Origin of the sequence: Helicobacter pullorum NCTC 12824, from assembly GCF_017979475.1 — a bacterium.
Classification (GTDB): domain Bacteria; phylum Campylobacterota; class Campylobacteria; order Campylobacterales; family Helicobacteraceae; genus Helicobacter_D; species Helicobacter_D pullorum.
In genome coordinates, this window is the sequence record NZ_JAERIT010000008.1 from 14,209 (window position 1) to 30,476 (window position 16,268).

The following is a 16,268-nucleotide window of genomic DNA, read 5'->3' on the forward strand; positions in this document are numbered from 1 at the left end:
TTTATTCCTTTAGAGCTATGATTTTATCATCTGAATATTCACATTTATATTTTTCTACCATAAAAGGCTCTGTGTTTTGCTCAAACAAAAATCTCAAAGATTCGACAACACCATCACCTTTGGGAGTATTTGCAATCGATTTAAGATTGATTGTGAGATTATGCAAAAAACTATTAAAGGCATTATGCAATGTCTTCTCGATATTTTTTTCATATTCTTGTGGCAAATAACCTTTTGTAATCCCCTTTTGGATTTCCTTTAAGCTCGCCTCTTTGGCTTGTTGGCGAATCATTTTAATCAAAGGTTCTACATTAAGCGTCTGCAACCATGCAAAAAAATCTTGCGTATGACGACCAACGATTCCATAAGCTATTTTTGCTTGTTCCTCCCGCAATGCAAGATTTTTATTAACAATATCTTGCAAATCATCAACAGCAAAAACACAAATATTTTCATCACAAATCTTATCAATATCCCTAGGCACCGCCAAATCAAACCAATAACGCTTTTCTTTTTGGGATTCCACCATATCTTGTGTAATAATTGTATGTGGTGCTCCTGTTGCTGTAAATACAAGTGGAATTTGATTAATCAATGCTCCCAATTCCCCAAAACTCTCTACTTGTATCTGCACTCCAGAGTGATTTTTTGAAATTTCACTAGCAAGATTTTCTGCATTTTTAATATCTCTATTAATTAGCACGATTTTAGCCTGCTGATTGACCAAATGCTTTACACATAAAGAACTCATTTCCCCAGCACCAATTACCAATGCTTCTTTTTCTTTTAAAACTCCCAAAATTTCCTTTGCTTTAGCCACAGCAGTAGAAGCAACAGAAACAGAATTTTGCGAAATGCTTGTAGAATTTCTCACACTTGCAGCACACCTAAAAGCAAAATGAATCGCACGCGAAATTTCCAAAGAGCAACAACCTAAGTCATAAGAATATTTAAACGCATTTTTAAGTTGCCCTGAAATTTGTGTCTCTCCGACAACTAAGCTATCCAATGAACTTGCCACACTAAAGAGATGATGGATTGCTGCGATATTTTCATAAGAATCTGCGCGTTGTTTTAATGTATCTATGTCTATTTTACAAAAATCACTCAATTTAGCCAATAAAAATTCTTCTGCTTTTTGTGCATTATACACACTCAAAATAAACTCTATACGATTACAAGTTGAGAGTATCACAGCTTCTTCTATAAATTTATTCTCCACTAATTCTAATAAGAAAGTCTTAGTTTGCGGATTTTTGGTATCCAATGCCATTCTCTCACGCAATGCAATATCGGTATTTTTATGGGAGTAGCTTAAAATATAATATTCCATTTCCTGCCTTAAAAATCTCTATTAATCATTTCTTGCATTATTTTTATAAGTTTATCACAAGAATGGTTGGAAATAGCTTCAATTCCAACTTCTCCCAAATGTTTTGCCAAATCTATGCTCTTTTGGATAGCTCCACTTGCCTTAAGATTCTCCAAAATCCAATCTTGCTCTTTTTGCTCCAATTCCTTGCCAAAAGCATTTTCAAGGCGTTTTTTATCGATTGTGTTTAAACTATGGTACAAATAAATATAAGGCAAGGTAGTTTTGCCTTCCTTAAAATCGCTCAAAGCCGGTTTTCCAAGAGTTTGTGTGCTAGAGACAATATCCAAAACATCATCAATAATTTGAAATGCTATCCCCAAATTCCTCCCATAGATTCGAAAACTTTTTGCCTCTTCTTGATTTCTCCCCGACAAAAAAGCAGCCGCATAAGCAGTGGATTCTATCAATGATGCGGTTTTATGCTCCACCATTGTAAGATACTTCGCCTCATTAGCATTAAATTGTTTTGCTAATTCTACATCTTCCATTTCACCTATTGCCAAAGTTGTTACAGCATTAGCAACAATGCGAGGAATCATAGGGAAATTTTCTTGAAATTGTGTCAATTCACAAAATGCTTTAGAATACAAAATATCGCCCAGCATAATTGCATTTTTATCTCCGGCAATTGCATTAATAGAAGGCTTTGAGCGACGCATTGTCGCATTATCTATCACATCATCATGAAGCAAAGAGGCACTTTGTATCATCTCAATAATTGCACACAGCAAAATACATTCTTCACTCTCAGTAGCAATATTCAAAGCCAACTTACTACGCAGCATTTTACCTCTTTGAATCTTGCTAGATAATTCTAAAACAATCGGGGATTCTAGCTCTTCTAAAAAATCTTCTATTTTTTGATTAATTTGTTCCAAAGCCTCCATTTGGCACTTTCCTTTCATCAATGATATTAAAATCTCTTCCGCCTTCATAAAGATAGAAATTTAAAGTAGCGATTTTATCTACCCTTTTATAATCCTTAAAACATAACAAAAAATAAGGTTCTTGGCTATAATATCTCTCTTGTGCTTTCCACAAATTTATTTGATAACAATTCCTTTGATAATCCTCATACAAAACAAATTGATGAGGAAAAGAATCATAATTCAAATGCACTACTAAACCCTCATTTTTTAACAAAGTCCAACGAAAATACAAAGTCTTTTGTGCTTGATTAGCTTGCAATTTTATCACATAAAATTCATCTTTTTTAAGCTCAATTGTCTTATTAGCCTTCCATTGTATAGGTGCAAAAAGCCACGAAATACAACAAAACAACAAAAAAAAGATTCTATTCATTTTGCGTGAGAATATTCCCCATAGATTCTATTGCTAGATTTTGTGTATGGCGGTGAATCTCCTCAGCAACCTCCTCACTTTTTAAAAGATATTGCAATTCTTCTTCCCAAGTCTCTCCCAAACGCTTTTCCAATAAAATTTCCATCGCAGCAAGCCTTTCTAATATCCTTATCAATTCTGCACTTGTGAGGTTATTAGAAGCATTAAAAATAATTTCCAACCACTTATCTTTTGGTAACCCTTCAAAAATATGTTCCATAATTTATTCCTTATTTTTATCTTCCAATCTTGCCAAAACAGAATTCCTATGTGCGTCTAATCCTTCAGTATGAGCCAAGATTCCACATTCTCTTCCAAGTTCTATAATTCCCTGTTTAGAAAAGGAAATAATAGAGCTTTTTTTCATAAAATGTTCCACACCAAGAGGAGAAAAAAACTTTGCACTACCACCTGTTGGCAATGTGTGATTAGGACCTGCGATATAATCCCCAATAGGTTCTGGAGTATTTTCACCAATAAAAATTGCACCTGCGTGCTTGATTTTTGGCAAAACTTCAAGAGGATTCTCCACCAATAATTCCAAATGCTCTGGTGCAATCTCATTCATCAAAGAAATAGCTTCATTAATATCTTTGGTAATGATAATAGCCCCACGCTCGTTAATGGATTTGGCTGTTATTTCCTTCCTTGGGAGTGTTTGGAGACATTCTTCTATTTTCAATGCCACTTCTTTAGCTAATTTCTCACAAGGCGTAATCAAAATAGAGCTTGCCATTTCATCATGTTCAGCTTGAGAAAGCAAATCCCACGCAAGATATTCCACTCTAGCTTGTGAAGTCGCCAAAATTCCAATTTCGCTTGGTCCTGCTATCATATCAATATTCACTTCACCAAACACAAGTTTTTTTGCTGTTGCAACATAAATATTACCCGGACCAGTAATCACATCTACTTTTTTTACACTGCCACAACCATAAGCCATCATACCAACAGCACTTGCCCCACCTACTTTATACGCCTCTTTAATACCACAAAGATACATCGCTGCTAAGAGCAATTCATTGACTTCATTATTAGGAGTTGGAGTGCATACAACAATCTCTTTTACCCCTGCAACAATAGCAGGAATCGCATTCATCAAAAGCGAACTAGGATAAGCCGCCTTACCTCCGGGTATATAAAGCCCTGCCCTATCCACAGGATTCACTTTCTGTCCCAAAATACTTCCATTTTCTTCAAAGTCCAACCAAGTCTTTGGCTTTTGCTTAGAATGAAAAGCAAAGATTCTTTCATACGCTTTTTGCAAAGAATCTTTCAAAGGTTTTTGCAAAGATTCATAGGCTTTTTGCATAGAATCTTGAGTGATTTTTAATTCTTCCAAATTTTTGGGATTCCACAAATCAAACTTTGCAATGTGTGAAACAATAGCGTTTTCTCCATTTTCTTTAATTTCAGACAAAAGATTCTTCACTCTCTCTTCAACATTGCAAATATCCATTGCACCACGCTTTAAAAGCTCTCCAAAACGGCTTTTAAAATCCAAATCTTGTGTGCTAAATGTAGCAATCATTCTTAATCCTTTAAGCTTTGTGGCACTAACACTCTAGCATTTCTTCTTTGAGTGCAACAAGCACTAGAGAATAAAGAGAATGTTTGGTGTATTCTGCAAAACCATTTTTAGTATTAGGACACACCTCTGTGCATAAAAGATAATATTTTTGATCAATTTTGATAATTTTCTTAAAATCTTTGAGATTTTTAAAATCAATCTTATCTTCTAACTGATAACCCTCAAAAGTAAATTCCGGATTTGTAGTAGCTAAAATATTCTTTTGGCTATCAAATACCACTGTAAAAATTTCGCTTTTGTCAGAAATGATGGGAGAACCCTTTGGCATAATATCATTAATCAAAGAAGATACTCTTTTAATATCCAACACAAAAGCTAACCCTCCAATAACACGCACACCCTCTTTAATTCCAGCATACACAATCATTGTAGAATCACCATCATACAAAGGTGAAGCCTCATAATTAGAAATCATCACTCCATTATTATGTACAGAATTGCCAAGTCGTTCAATGATATTTAATTTTTCGTTATCATATTTTGCATCTTCAAGAGAATTGTGCAAGATATTTCCATCTTTATCAAAGAAAACAATATTATAGTAATTTTTCAAATTTTCACCCAAACATTCCAAAAGAGATTTTGTTTTTTCTTTGACATTTAATGAAGTCTTATCTTGTATCCCTTCAAGCAAATACCTTCTAAACTCTGGAGCGTTTTTAATCCAACTAATCTCACAAACGCATTCTCTCAAAAAATTATCCATTGCCACTACTGCATATTTAGAATAATATCCAATAGTATTAAAAAGTGCGCCATAAATACCCTTTTGTAATTCTTCCGCAGATTGAATACACAAAGTATTCATTTCTTCACTTAAAATTCGAATATTATTTAAGATTGGATTTAGTGTATAAGAATGGCTTTTTGAGGCGATAATCTCTCCATTAATGACTGCATCGCCTAATTCTTCATTGATATTTTCTCCCTCAGCAATCACCGCATCTAATTCATCTGTAATCAACAATGAATCTTTTAAAATATCTGGATTAATTTTTTCATTATTTTGTTTTTTAATATCAAAAGCAACATACAAAGGGAGGATTCTACATACTTTCCAATTTTCTACAATATTTTTAGTTTGCAATGAACCAATTTCATTTTGAGCAAAAATACAAGTTTTAGAGCGAAACTCTATGAAATGATACCCCTCAAGAGTGTTTGTTTTGAGCGAACTTCCCACAGGAAAATTTTTAGGATTATCCGAAAATAAAACAACATTTTTTTGATTTGTGATGACAAGATTTGATTGAACAAGACGATAAGGAAAACAATTATTAAGCCATTCAAAAATGCCTTGAAAATCCAATACAAACACAGCAACAAAGTTCGCTGGCTGCTCTGCTTCTTTACGCAAAGGCAATACGAAGAAAAACTCCATTCTTTCCTCTAGCAAAGCCCCTTGCTGATAAAAATCAACCTTGCTAAAAAAATCACCAAAAGATTCAATTTTATGAGCCTCCAAAATCGCTGCTAAAGCTGTTTTTGGCGCAACTTTTGGCAAAAGTGCCTCTAAGGTGTTTCCCTTATCATCAAACAATAGCACATCTTTATAGGCACCACTATTTTTAGCAAACTCTTTGAGATAATCAAAAATCGCTTGCTGTACTTCTTTGGTTTTTTCCTCTTGATTGTCCATGCAATTTTCTAAAACATCACTTCTTAAAAGAGCCAAAATTTCTTCATAACGACTTTGCAAATAAGCATTTAGAAGTTCTGAAAGCACCTTTGATGAAGTTTGCGCCTCTTCATAGACATTTAAAAAATTCTGCTCCATAATGGTTTTTATTAGTTTTTCTTGCAATTCTTCAAATTTTTCTTGAGTTTGTTCCATATAATCAAAAAGATTCTCTGCAATATCCAAAGAGCTAATTTTGCCCGTCAATGTCGTTTTGCTAAGAAGTGTATTAAGTGATGAAAATTGAGATTTATAGCGTTGTGCCATCGGCATATAACTACCTAATAAATTAAGAGTTGATTGCTCCATATTTGTCATTCCTTATGCGATTGTATTTTATCTATTATAACAATTTATTGTTTAAGAAAAAGTATAAAAAATTCTAATTACAGAAAATGTAGATTGAATATAAAAAGCATCTAATTATCTTAAAGTTTTTCCCACTGCAAGATTAATTCTTTTTGTTGTATAAAATCATCAAAATGATGCGAACCACCCTCTTGTATCACAAGCTTAGAATCTCTAAACTTCTGCTCTGCAATTCTATAATCCAAAACCCTATCTCCCTTTTGGAGCAACACACAATAAAGCTCTGGACTAATCAAATCAACAAAATATTGCTTAAGACTTTCTACCAAATCAAGTGTCCAAAGGAAACTTTCACCATTATAAGAAACATCAACCTTCCCAATTGCAGGAAGCAATGTCTTATAGGCATCAACCACGGGATTTACAAGCACTGCTTTTAGATGATACTTCTCTGCCAAAAAAGTTGCATAATATCCACCAAGCGAACTTCCAATCAGACAAATTTTATGATTTTTTTGATGCTTTTCTATCAAAGATTGTGCAAGATTCATCGCCAAAGATGGCACATAAGGAAGGTTTGGTGTGAGTGCATTAGGACTAAACTTAGCTATCAAACTACCTTTATAACAAAGCCCAATACTCCTAAATCCATGCAGATATAAAAGCACACAACCTCCTTATTTTGCTAGGGCTTTAGGACTAACCCACTCTTGCCTAGCAATTTTAATTTCTATCTAAAATCTATCAACACCTATTTAACTGCCGCTAAAGCCGCATCATAATTTGGCTCATTTGTTACTTCACTCACAATTTCCTTATGCACCACCTTACCTTCTGGATTTACTACAAACACAGCTCTTGTAAGCAATCCCTCCAATGGCGAACCTGCCAAAATCACACCATAAGATTCACCAAAAGCCTTGTTTTTGAAATCACTCAACGCCACAACATTTTGAATACCCTCTATGCTACAAAATCTACCTTGTGCAAAAGGCAAATCAAGAGAAACTACAAACACTTCAGCATTAGACAAGCTTGCAGCTTTTTCATTGAATTTTCTTGTTTGTGTAGCACACACACCTGTATCAAGTGAAGGCACAACATTAATAATTTGAAACTTCCCACTTGCTCCGCCTACGCTTTTTGTGCTTAAATCCCCAGCGATAAGCTCAACTTTGGGTGCGCTATCACCTACATTGATTTCTTTACCTTTCAAACTAACTGCATTTCCTTTAAAAGTAACCATAATTTTATCCTTATTAAAAATTTTTATAAAGATATATTTTATAGTAGCTATTCTAAACTAACAATAAAACCAAATTCTTAATACGGCATATTTTCCTTTCTCTTCTCTTAATCTCTTATTCAACCCACACGCTTTTTTTTGCAAACAAAGTAAGCAAAGGGTTTATAAGGGAATAAATTACAAGACAGAGAGACATTGTAGCTTTGATAATCCCCCCCCCCCCCGCAGAGAGTTTTTAAAAATTTTCTATCTTTTTGTATCTTTTAGTAACAAAAAAGTTAAGTTTTAAATTCCCAAAATACAAAACCTTTTTAATCCAACCGCCATTAATAAACAAAAGTGCTAAAATTAAATTACAAACTTAATAAATAGGAGGACACTATGAAAAAAATTTTATTGGGGGTGCTTTTCATGCTAGGAATTAGCATAGCTGCTTTTGCTAAACCAAACATTGTGATTCTAGCCACAGGTGGGACAATTGCTGGAGAGGCAAAGAGTGATCTTGCAACCACAGGATACAAAGCAGGGAGCGTAAGTGTTGATGTGCTTATCAAGGCTGTTCCAGAGCTTCAAAATATCGCAAACATTCAAGCAGAACAAATTGCCAACATTGATAGCTCTAATATGACTGATGAAATTTGGCTCAAACTCGCAAAACGCATCAACGCACTTTTAAAAGATTCCAAAGTTGATGGTATTGTTATCACCCATGGGACAGATACTATGGAAGAAACTGCGTATTTTTTGAATCTTGTCATCAAAAGTGATAAACCAGTAGTTTTAACCGGTGCAATGCGTCCTGCAACTGCGATTAGTGCAGATGGTCCAAAAAATCTCTACAATGCAGTCAGTCTTGCTGGAGATAAAAATGCTAAAGGCAAAGGTGTGATGATTGCTATGAATGACAAAATTCACGCCGCAAGAGAAGTTACCAAAACTCATACGCTCAATGTTGAAACTTTTAAATCTCCAAATAGCGGAGAAATCGGCTATATCATCGATGGAAAAGTCTTTTTTGATACCGCATCAATCAAGCCAAACACTCTAAAAGCACCTTTTAGCGTAGAAAATTTAGATTCTTTGCCTAAGGTAGATATTATTTATACTTATTCTAATGATGGCTCAAAAGTCGCTGTTGAAGCGTTTTTAAAAGCAGGTTCCAAAGGATTGGTTGTCGCTGGAAGCGGTGCTGGAAGTATCCATGAAAATCAAAAAAACTACCTGATTGAATTACTAAAAGATAAAAAATTAGCAGTAGTAAAAAGCTCTCGTGTAGGCTCTGGAATCGTCCCTCTAAGCGATGAAGAAGTTACACAAGGATTCATCTCTGCAAACAATCTCAATCCGCAAAAAGCAAGAGTGCTTTTGATGCTAGCTCTTACCAAAACTAGCGATCCTCAAAAAATCGCACAATATTTTGAAGAGTTTTAACCCATCCTCTTCATCAAATCCAAAAGGCTTTCTTTTGGATTCTTACCTCCCATTATCAAAGCCACTTCTTTGGCAATGGGGGTATAAATATCATTCTTTTGAGCCAAAGCATAAATCTCTTTGGAAGTCTCCACACCCTCTGCTACTTCACCCAAACTTTCAAGAATCTCATCTAAAGCCTTATTTTGAGCCAATCCAAGCCCCACTCTAAAATTCCTTGAAAGCGTAGAATTTGCAGTCAAAAACAAATCCCCAGCACCTGATAAGCCCAAAAAAGTCTCTTCTTCTGCCCCAAAAAACTTCCCAAAACGCGTCATCTCTACAAGCCCTCTAGCCACCAAAGAAGCCCTTGCATTATTCCCAAGTCCCATTCCCTCACAAATCCCACTAGCAATGGCAATGACATTTTTATACGCCCCGCCAATCTCTCCACCCATCACATCACAATTTGCATAAGGCTTGATAAAACTAGGGAATAACCCCAACCATTCTTGTGCATTTTCTAGCTTATTAGAATGCACATTTAACGCACAAGGCAGAGATTGTGCAACTTCTTTGGCAAAGCTTGGACCTGCTAAGAAACTCAAAGTAGCCTTAGGATAAAATTTTTCAAAAATCTCACTTACAAAAAGCCCCTTTGCCACTCCCTTAGAAGCTACCAACACCTTAGAATCTTGCGGGATAGGACAATCTTTTAGCCATTCTTCTAATGCAGAACTACAAATTGCCACGACAAAAAAATCGCTATCTTGTGCTTCTTGCAAGCTAATTTGATAAGCACAATCAAGATTCCGCCTTGAGATAATCCCTGCTTGATTTTTCTCACCAAATGCAAAGCACAATGCCCTTCCCCAAGCACCACCGCCAAATACACTTACTTTTGCCATTCTTATCCTTAGAGCTATTATTTTACAAAATTACAAAAAGAGGAATTTTAATAAAAATATATTAAAATCCCAAAATTTATTTTAAAAATTATCTGCAAAAAGAGTTTTTATGTCTTTAACCAATCTTAGAGAACGGCTTAATGGTTTGAATCTTTCCCCTGTTTTTGGATTAGTTACCAAAGTTGAGCAAGGATTCTTATCTGCAAATGGACTTTCACCAAGAATTGGAGATATTGTAAGAATCACAAACGAAAATGGCAATAGCATGGGAATGGTAACAACCCTTGAAGCAAATAGTTTCAAAATCACACCCTTTTCTTTTGTAGAAGGCACAAAGGTAGGTGATAAAGTCTATCTCAACACCAAAGGCTTACAAATCCCTGTTGGTTTAGAACTTCTAGGAAGAGTGATTAATCCATTAGGCGAACCCATTGATGGCAAAGGAGAGCTTAGAGCAGAAGGCTTAATGCCTATCATTAGGCAACCCATTGCGGCTATGAAAAGGGGCATGATTGATGAAGTCTTTAGCGTGGGAGTAAAAAGCATTGATGGACTTTTGACTTGTGGCAAAGGGCAAAAACTTGGAATCTTTGCAGGGAGCGGTGTTGGAAAATCCACTCTAATGGGAATGATTGTGCGAGGTGCTCAAGCAAAAATCAAAGTTATTGCACTCATTGGCGAGAGAGGTAGAGAGGTGCCGGAGTTTGTCGAGAAAAATCTAGGTGGAGATTTAACCAACACTGTTTTAGTCGTCGCTACAAGCGATGATTCACCTTTGATGCGAAAATATGGTGCATTTGCCGCAATGAGTGTGGCAGAATATTTCAAAGCCAAGGGTGAAGATGTGCTTTTTATGATGGATTCTGTTACACGCTTTGCTATGGCACAAAGAGAGATTGGATTAACCTTAGGAGAACCGCCTACAAGCAAGGGCTATCCACCCTCTGTTTTAACTCTGCTTCCACAATTAATGGAACGCGCTGGCAAAGAGGAAGGAAAAGGCTCAATTACTGCATATTTCACGGTTTTAGTAGAAGGCGATGATATGAGTGATCCTATTGCCGACCAAAGTCGGAGTATTTTAGATGGGCATATTGTTTTAGATAGGAGTTTGACAGACTTTGGAATCTACCCACCCATTAATATCCTAAACTCCGCTTCAAGGCTAATGGGAGATGTCGCACAAAAAGAACATATTTTAGCCGCAAGGAAATTCCGCCGTCTTTATTCTATGCTTAAAGAAAATGAAGTTTTAATCCGCATTGGTGCTTATCAAGCCGGGAGCGATAAAGAAATCGATGAAGCCATCGCAAAAAAATCCGATATGGAAGATTACCTAAGACAGAATTATGATGAATCTTGGGATTACACTAAGAGCGTCAATCGACTAATTGAACTAATGCAATAAAATTACACATAAAACATTTTTTTAAATTAATTGATAAAGTTTTAAATTTTTTAAGTTATTTATCGTATAATGCTATGGATAAAAATTATTATTTGAGGAGAAAAAATGGCTGGTTATATTGAATTAACTGAAGCAAATTTTGATGAAACAATTAAAGATGGTGTAGTAATGGTAGATTTTTGGGCGCCATGGTGTGGTCCTTGCAGAATGATTGCACCTGTAATTGACAAATTAGCAGGAGAATATGCAGGAAAAGCTAAGATTTGCAAAGTCAATACTGATGAGCAACAAGAATTAGCATCTAAATTTGGCATTCGCTCTATCCCTACAATCTTTTTTTACAAAAATGGTGAAAAGGTTGATGAGATGATTGGTGCAGCAACAGAAGCTGCTTTCAAAGATAAAATCGACAAATTACTTTAATAGTACAATGTTAGGAAAATCCCAAAATCAATGAAAAAATGTTGTCCGGGATTCCCTATTGCCTTTATGATAGTTTTTATCATAGGGGCTTTTTTGTATTATTTTTATTCGTTTAAATCAATTGCAGAAATTGATTTTGGCAAAGATGTCTTTTACCAAACAAAAGGCGGAGAAATTAGCCTTTTTGAACCAAAAGCAACAAAATATCAATTATGCTTTTATAGTTCTTATATTCCAAAATGGGAAGAAACATTGGCATTAAAACAAAATATACCTTTATTGGCATTAGATATCTATCAGCAAGGCGAAATCCAAAAGCACAGCGTTTTTAACCTAAAGGTTTCTAGTGAGATTTTATTGAAACTTATACACAATTTCAATTTAAGAGATTTGCCTAAATGCTTTATAATAGCACAAGATAAAGAAAATTCAATGGTTTATAGATATTTAAGAGATGATGGAATCTATAAAGTATTGAATTTTAATAAATTAGGAGAATAATTATGATAGATTTAGCAATTATTGGTGGTGGTCCTGCTGGACTAAGTGCTGGATTATATGCCACTAGAGGTGGATTAAAAAATGTTGTAATGTTTGAAAAAGGAATGCCCGGTGGGCAGATTACCTCAAGTAGTGAAATGGAAAACTATCCCGGAGTAGCCGAAGTAAAAAGCGGTTTTGATTTTATGATGCCATGGCAAGAACAATGTTTCCGCTTTGGTCTTAAACATGAGATGAAAGAGGTTTTAAGAGTAAAGAAAACCGGAGATTATTTTAATATTATCTTTACTGATGGGAGTCAAGAAGAAGCAAAAGCGGTTATTGTTGCCACAGGGGGCAGCCCAAAACGCTCTGGTGTTAAAGGCGAAGATACCTACTGGGGCAAAGGCGTAAGCTCTTGTGCAACTTGCGATGGTTTCTTTTATAAAAACAAAGAAGTTGCCGTACTTGGTGGTGGAGATACCGCAGTAGAAGAATCCATTTATCTAGCTAAAATTTGCTCCAAAGTTACACTAATCCACAGAAGAAATGAATTTAGAGCTTCTCCAATTACTCTTCAAAGAGCCAAAAATGAGCCAAAAATTGAATTTTTAACCCCCTATGGAATTGACGAAATTTGCGGAGATAATTCTGGAGTTACAGGGCTAAAACTTAAAAATCTTCAAGATAGCAGCACAAAAGAAATCAATATCGATGGAATCTTTGTGCTTATCGGTTATAATGTCAATAACTCTGTGCTTATACAAGAAGATGGCACAGCATTATGCGATATTAATGAAAGCGGACAAGCTATTGTGAATCTAAAAATGGAAACAAGCATTCCGGGCTTATTTGCAGCTGGAGACTTGCGTAAAGATGCACCCAAACAAGTCGTATGTGCCGCCGCTGATGGTGCAACAGCAGCCTTAGCAGCGATTGAATTCATCGAGCATCACAAATAACTATATTTAAAGGATAACAATGTTGAAAATTGGAGTTTTTGGAGCGGGCGGAAGAGTTGGAAAACTAATCGTTGATCTTGCTAAAAATAGTAATGAAATCAAATTAGAAAGCGTATATGCAAGAAGAGAGCTAGATTTTTCTATTGAACCGGGCACACTTATCACAAGCGATTTAAAAGTCTTTTTGGAAAGCTGCGAAGTGATTATTGACTTCACCACAGCACAAGGCACACAACAACTTTTAGAAGTAGCCCTACAATACCCAAAACCCATTGTTATAGGAACTACAGGCTTAGAATCTCACCATGAAAATCTCATCAAAGAAGCTGCAAAAAAAATGCCTATTTTGTATGCTAGCAATATGTCGTTAGGAATTGCTATTCTCAATAAAGCTATCAAGCTTGTTGCAAGCACATTGCGTGACTTTGATATTGAAATTGTAGAAACTCATCACCATTTCAAAAAAGATTCTCCAAGTGGAACTGCATTAAAACTTGCAAAATCTTGTGCAGAAGCTAGAAATCTTGATTTAGACAAAGTAAGAATTAGCGGAAGAAATGGAAATATCGGGGCTCGCTCTAAAGATGAAATTGGTGTAATGGCATTACGCGGAGGCGATGTTGCTGGAATCCATAATGTTGGATTTTATGGCGAGGGAGAATATTTGGAATTTATCCACACTGCCACTTCAAGAGTTACTTTTGCACAAGGTGCCATCAAAGCAGCTCTTTGGCTAAAAAATCAGCCTAGCGGTTTATATAGCATTGAAGATTCGCTAAATATAGGATAAACTAGTGGAAAATAGAAATTGGAATGAAGAATGTGCAGTAGTTGGCGTATATAATGCCCCAAATGCTGCAAGTATCGCTTATTACTCATTATTCTCTATGCAACACAGAGGGCAAGAAGCCACCGGTATTGCTTCAAGCAATGGAGAAAAAATCACCGCTATTAAAGATCACGGATTAGTAACAGATGTTTTTTGTGATGAAACACTAAAAAAACTCAAAGGCTTTAGTGCTGTTGGACACAATCGATATGCTACTGCTGGGGAAGATTCACTAAGTGATGCACAGCCAATATTTGCACGCTATGATTTAGGCGAAATTGCAATTGTGCATAATGGTAATCTTACAAATGCCGAAAAAATACGCAATGAGCTAATCAAAGAAGGCGCTATCTTCCAAAGTCACATGGATACAGAAAATCTTATTCATCTTATTGCCAAATCCAAACATGAGAATCTAGCAGAACGCATTAAAGAGGCTGTATTGAAGGTAGAGGGTGCGTTTTGTTTTATTATTTTAAGTCGCAAAAAAATGTTTGTAATTCGCGATAGAAATGGATTCCGCCCTTTAAGTCTTGGAAAAATCAAAAACAATGATGGAAGTATAGGCTATATTGTAGCAAGTGAAACCTGTGCTTTTGATTTGGTGGGAGCAGAATATATACGCGATGTTGAAGCAGGGGAGATGCTAATACTTTCAGAAAAAGGCATTGAAAGTCATCATATTATGCCCAAAAACCCTTATCCTTGTGTTTTTGAATATGTTTATTTTGCGCGCCCAGATAGCCATGTATTTGGAAGATTAGTTTATAATATTAGAAAAGCAATGGGAGTAGAGCTTGCAAAAGAAAATCCTATTGATGCTGATTTGGTAATCCCAGTCCCCGATAGCGGTGTAGCAGCTGCTCTAGGCTATTCCCAACAAAGCGGGATACCTTTTGAGCTAGGCATTATTCGCAACCACTATGTGGGAAGAACATTTATTGAACCCACACAACAAATACGGGAACTAAAGGTAAAATTAAAGCTCAATCCCATAAAAGAACTTATTGAAAATAAACGCATTATCGTCATTGATGATTCTGTAGTTAGGGGGACGACTAGCAAACAGATTATAAAAATCCTACGCGATTGCGGTGCCAAAGAAATCCATATGAAAATCTCTTCTCCACCAACTATTTCCCCCTGTTATTATGGAGTAGATACGCCAAGCAAAGAAGAGTTAATTAGTGCAAAAATGAGCAATGAGGAAGTTTGTGAGTTTATTCAAGCTGATTCTCTTTCGTTTTTATCCTTAGAAGGTTTAAAGCGAAGCATAGGGATAGAAAACTATCAATTTTGTCAAGCCTGTTTTGATGGCAATTACATTGTAAAATAAGGTCTCCCTTGAAACAAATGCTTACTTTTGGACGCTATTGCAAGCGTCGCTTTGGAGAAAGAGTTAGAAAAGTCCCCATTGCATTAGCAGGTTTTACTTGCCCAAATATCGATGGAACAGTAGCTAAGGGAGGTTGCATTTTTTGCAAAAATGAAAGTTTTTCCCCCACTTTAGAACATGAGCCAAAAGCCCCTCTAAAAGTAAATCCTAATATGCAAGAAAATCCATTATTGCCTATGCAGCTAAAGCAACTTCACAGCCAATACCAATGGCAAACTGATTTTCACAAAAATAAATTTGGGGTTGGAAAATATATGATTTATTTTCAATCATTTACCAACACCTATGCACCCTTCTCTACATTGCAAAAACTCTACACAGAAGCACTCAATCTCCCTAATGTAGTTGGAATGTCTATTGGCACTAGAACTGATAGTGTGAATTTGGAATTGCTAGACTATCTTGCAGAATTGCAAAAAATTAAAGGACAAGAGATTTGGATAGAATATGGAATCCAATCTGTTTATGATGAGACACTAAAGCTCATCAACCGAGGACATGGAACAGAAGAAATGGAATATTGGATTTCACAAACCAAACAAAGAGGTTTGAAAGTCTGCTCACATATCATCTATGGCTTACCTAATGAAACCAAAGAAATGATGCTACACAGCCTCAATAAAGTATTAGAATGGGGAAGCGATGGAATCAAAGTGCATCCTCTCTATATTATAGAAAAAACCATTTTAGCCCTTATGCACAAAAAAGGTGAATACAAGCCAATTCCACTGAATGATTATATTGAATTAATTGTAGAATCCCTCAAAATCATTCCACAAAATGTCGTAATTCATCGCGTGAGTGCTGGGGTTAGGAATGATACCCTCATTGCACCTAAATGGTGTTTTGACAAAAACATTCAAATGCGTGCAATCCGTGATGCACTAAGAAATGCAGGGATTGAATATTAAA

General features: G+C 35.7%; 17 protein-coding genes. 8 read left to right on the forward strand and 9 right to left on the reverse strand.

What is annotated here, in order from left to right; translation table 11 throughout:
* Nucleotide 1 precedes the first annotated feature (1 nt).
* The 8 genes from hemA to tpx all read right to left on the reverse strand — a co-directional run bounded on the left by hemA (nt 2) and on the right by tpx (nt 7,540).
* A complete protein-coding gene (hemA, locus tag JJQ98_RS06500) occupies nt 2-1,333 on the reverse strand; it encodes a glutamyl-tRNA reductase (RefSeq protein WP_151105266.1) in 1,332 nt (443 codons plus the stop codon).
* Between the two features lie 8 nt (nt 1,334-1,341).
* The gene (locus JJQ98_RS06505; RefSeq protein ID WP_005021225.1) at nt 1,342-2,262 is read right to left on the reverse strand and encodes a polyprenyl synthetase family protein; all 921 of its coding nucleotides are present in this window, start codon (nt 2,260-2,262) and stop codon (nt 1,342-1,344) included.
* Nucleotides 2,240-2,677 carry a hypothetical protein gene (locus JJQ98_RS06510; RefSeq protein WP_054195051.1) on the reverse strand — a complete coding sequence of 146 codons (438 nt, stop codon included), beginning with the start codon at nt 2,675-2,677 and terminating at the stop codon, nt 2,240-2,242. The genes JJQ98_RS06505 and JJQ98_RS06510 overlap by 23 nt, the downstream gene beginning before the upstream one ends.
* Nucleotides 2,670-2,936 (reverse strand): DUF2018 family protein, encoded by a 267-nt coding sequence (locus JJQ98_RS06515; RefSeq protein WP_005021229.1) that lies wholly within the window; start codon nt 2,934-2,936, stop codon nt 2,670-2,672. The genes JJQ98_RS06510 and JJQ98_RS06515 overlap by 8 nt, the downstream gene beginning before the upstream one ends.
* Before the next feature lie 3 nt (nt 2,937-2,939).
* Nucleotides 2,940-4,247, reverse strand: a complete 1,308-nt coding sequence (gene hisD / locus JJQ98_RS06520) for a histidinol dehydrogenase (protein ID WP_065826983.1) — start codon at nt 4,245-4,247, stop codon at nt 2,940-2,942.
* A gap of 25 nt (nt 4,248-4,272) precedes the next feature.
* The gene (locus tag JJQ98_RS06525) at nt 4,273-6,294 is read right to left on the reverse strand and encodes a hypothetical protein (RefSeq protein ID WP_151105267.1); all 2,022 of its coding nucleotides are present in this window, start codon (nt 6,292-6,294) and stop codon (nt 4,273-4,275) included.
* A 119-nt stretch (nt 6,295-6,413) separates the two neighbouring features.
* Nucleotides 6,414-6,962, reverse strand: coding sequence for a YqiA/YcfP family alpha/beta fold hydrolase (locus tag JJQ98_RS06530; RefSeq protein WP_005021238.1), 549 nt, complete (start codon nt 6,960-6,962; stop codon nt 6,414-6,416).
* 83 nt (nt 6,963-7,045) lie between these two features.
* Nucleotides 7,046-7,540, reverse strand: coding sequence for a thiol peroxidase (tpx, locus tag JJQ98_RS06535; RefSeq protein WP_065826985.1), 495 nt, complete (start codon nt 7,538-7,540; stop codon nt 7,046-7,048).
* Between the two features lie 381 nt (nt 7,541-7,921).
* On the opposite strand from tpx, the gene JJQ98_RS06540 reads away from it, so the two are divergent.
* A complete protein-coding gene (locus JJQ98_RS06540) occupies nt 7,922-8,971 on the forward strand; it encodes a type II asparaginase (RefSeq protein ID WP_151105268.1) in 1,050 nt (349 codons plus the stop codon).
* On the opposite strand, the gene JJQ98_RS06545 is transcribed toward JJQ98_RS06540, so the two are convergent.
* Nucleotides 8,968-9,858 (reverse strand): NAD(P)H-dependent glycerol-3-phosphate dehydrogenase, encoded by an 891-nt coding sequence (locus JJQ98_RS06545; RefSeq protein WP_054195059.1) that lies wholly within the window; start codon nt 9,856-9,858, stop codon nt 8,968-8,970. The two genes, JJQ98_RS06540 and JJQ98_RS06545, sit on opposite strands and share 4 nt — an antisense overlap.
* Before the next feature lie 109 nt (nt 9,859-9,967).
* Here JJQ98_RS06545 and fliI point away from each other — a divergent pair, with 109 nt between their 5' ends.
* From fliI to mnmL, 7 genes are all read left to right on the forward strand, one after another.
* The gene (gene fliI / locus JJQ98_RS06550; protein WP_151105269.1) at nt 9,968-11,266 is read left to right on the forward strand and encodes a flagellar protein export ATPase FliI; all 1,299 of its coding nucleotides are present in this window, start codon (nt 9,968-9,970) and stop codon (nt 11,264-11,266) included.
* Between the two features lie 105 nt (nt 11,267-11,371).
* Entirely contained in the window at nt 11,372-11,689 is a 318-nt protein-coding gene (gene trxA / locus JJQ98_RS06555) for a thioredoxin (RefSeq protein WP_005021254.1), read from the forward strand.
* Between the two features lie 30 nt (nt 11,690-11,719).
* On the forward strand, nt 11,720-12,190 hold the full coding sequence (locus JJQ98_RS06560) for a hypothetical protein (protein ID WP_054195061.1): 471 nt from the start codon (nt 11,720-11,722) through the stop codon (nt 12,188-12,190).
* A gap of 2 nt (nt 12,191-12,192) precedes the next feature.
* Nucleotides 12,193-13,131 carry a thioredoxin-disulfide reductase gene (trxB, locus tag JJQ98_RS06565; RefSeq protein ID WP_065837318.1) on the forward strand — a complete coding sequence of 313 codons (939 nt, stop codon included), beginning with the start codon at nt 12,193-12,195 and terminating at the stop codon, nt 13,129-13,131.
* A gap of 19 nt (nt 13,132-13,150) precedes the next feature.
* A complete protein-coding gene (dapB, locus tag JJQ98_RS06570; RefSeq protein ID WP_054195063.1) occupies nt 13,151-13,921 on the forward strand; it encodes a 4-hydroxy-tetrahydrodipicolinate reductase in 771 nt (256 codons plus the stop codon).
* 4 nt (nt 13,922-13,925) lie between these two features.
* Nucleotides 13,926-15,296 (forward strand): amidophosphoribosyltransferase, encoded by a 1,371-nt coding sequence (purF, locus tag JJQ98_RS06575; protein ID WP_065837319.1) that lies wholly within the window; start codon nt 13,926-13,928, stop codon nt 15,294-15,296.
* Between the two features lie 17 nt (nt 15,297-15,313).
* Nucleotides 15,314-16,267 (forward strand): tRNA modification radical SAM protein MnmL/YtqA, encoded by a 954-nt coding sequence (gene mnmL / locus JJQ98_RS06580; protein WP_179853513.1) that lies wholly within the window; start codon nt 15,314-15,316, stop codon nt 16,265-16,267.
* Nucleotide 16,268 lies beyond the last annotated feature (1 nt).

Bases quoted from the DNA above. Each gene is read 5' to 3' on its own strand.
- hemA (WP_151105266.1), bottom strand. From the start codon at position 1,333: ATGGAATATTATATTTTAAGCTACTCCCATAAAAATACCGATATTGCA.
- JJQ98_RS06505 (WP_005021225.1), bottom strand. From the start codon at position 2,262: ATGGAGGCTTTGGAACAAATTAATCAAAAAATAGAAGATTTTTTAGAA.
- JJQ98_RS06510 (WP_054195051.1), bottom strand. From the start codon at position 2,677: ATGAATAGAATCTTTTTTTTGTTGTTTTGTTGTATTTCGTGGCTTTTT.
- JJQ98_RS06515 (WP_005021229.1), bottom strand. From the start codon at position 2,936: ATGGAACATATTTTTGAAGGGTTACCAAAAGATAAGTGGTTGGAAATT.
- hisD (WP_065826983.1), bottom strand. From the start codon at position 4,247: ATGATTGCTACATTTAGCACACAAGATTTGGATTTTAAAAGCCGTTTT.
- JJQ98_RS06525 (WP_151105267.1), bottom strand. From the start codon at position 6,294: ATGGAGCAATCAACTCTTAATTTATTAGGTAGTTATATGCCGATGGCA.
- tpx (WP_065826985.1), bottom strand. From the start codon at position 7,540: ATGGTTACTTTTAAAGGAAATGCAGTTAGTTTGAAAGGTAAAGAAATC.
- JJQ98_RS06540 (WP_151105268.1), top strand. From the start codon at position 7,922: ATGAAAAAAATTTTATTGGGGGTGCTTTTCATGCTAGGAATTAGCATA.
- JJQ98_RS06545 (WP_054195059.1), bottom strand. From the start codon at position 9,858: ATGGCAAAAGTAAGTGTATTTGGCGGTGGTGCTTGGGGAAGGGCATTG.
- fliI (WP_151105269.1), top strand. From the start codon at position 9,968: ATGTCTTTAACCAATCTTAGAGAACGGCTTAATGGTTTGAATCTTTCC.
- trxA (WP_005021254.1), top strand. From the start codon at position 11,372: ATGGCTGGTTATATTGAATTAACTGAAGCAAATTTTGATGAAACAATT.
- JJQ98_RS06560 (WP_054195061.1), top strand. From the start codon at position 11,720: ATGAAAAAATGTTGTCCGGGATTCCCTATTGCCTTTATGATAGTTTTT.
- trxB (WP_065837318.1), top strand. From the start codon at position 12,193: ATGATAGATTTAGCAATTATTGGTGGTGGTCCTGCTGGACTAAGTGCT.
- dapB (WP_054195063.1), top strand. From the start codon at position 13,151: ATGTTGAAAATTGGAGTTTTTGGAGCGGGCGGAAGAGTTGGAAAACTA.
- mnmL (WP_179853513.1), top strand. From the start codon at position 15,314: ATGCTTACTTTTGGACGCTATTGCAAGCGTCGCTTTGGAGAAAGAGTT.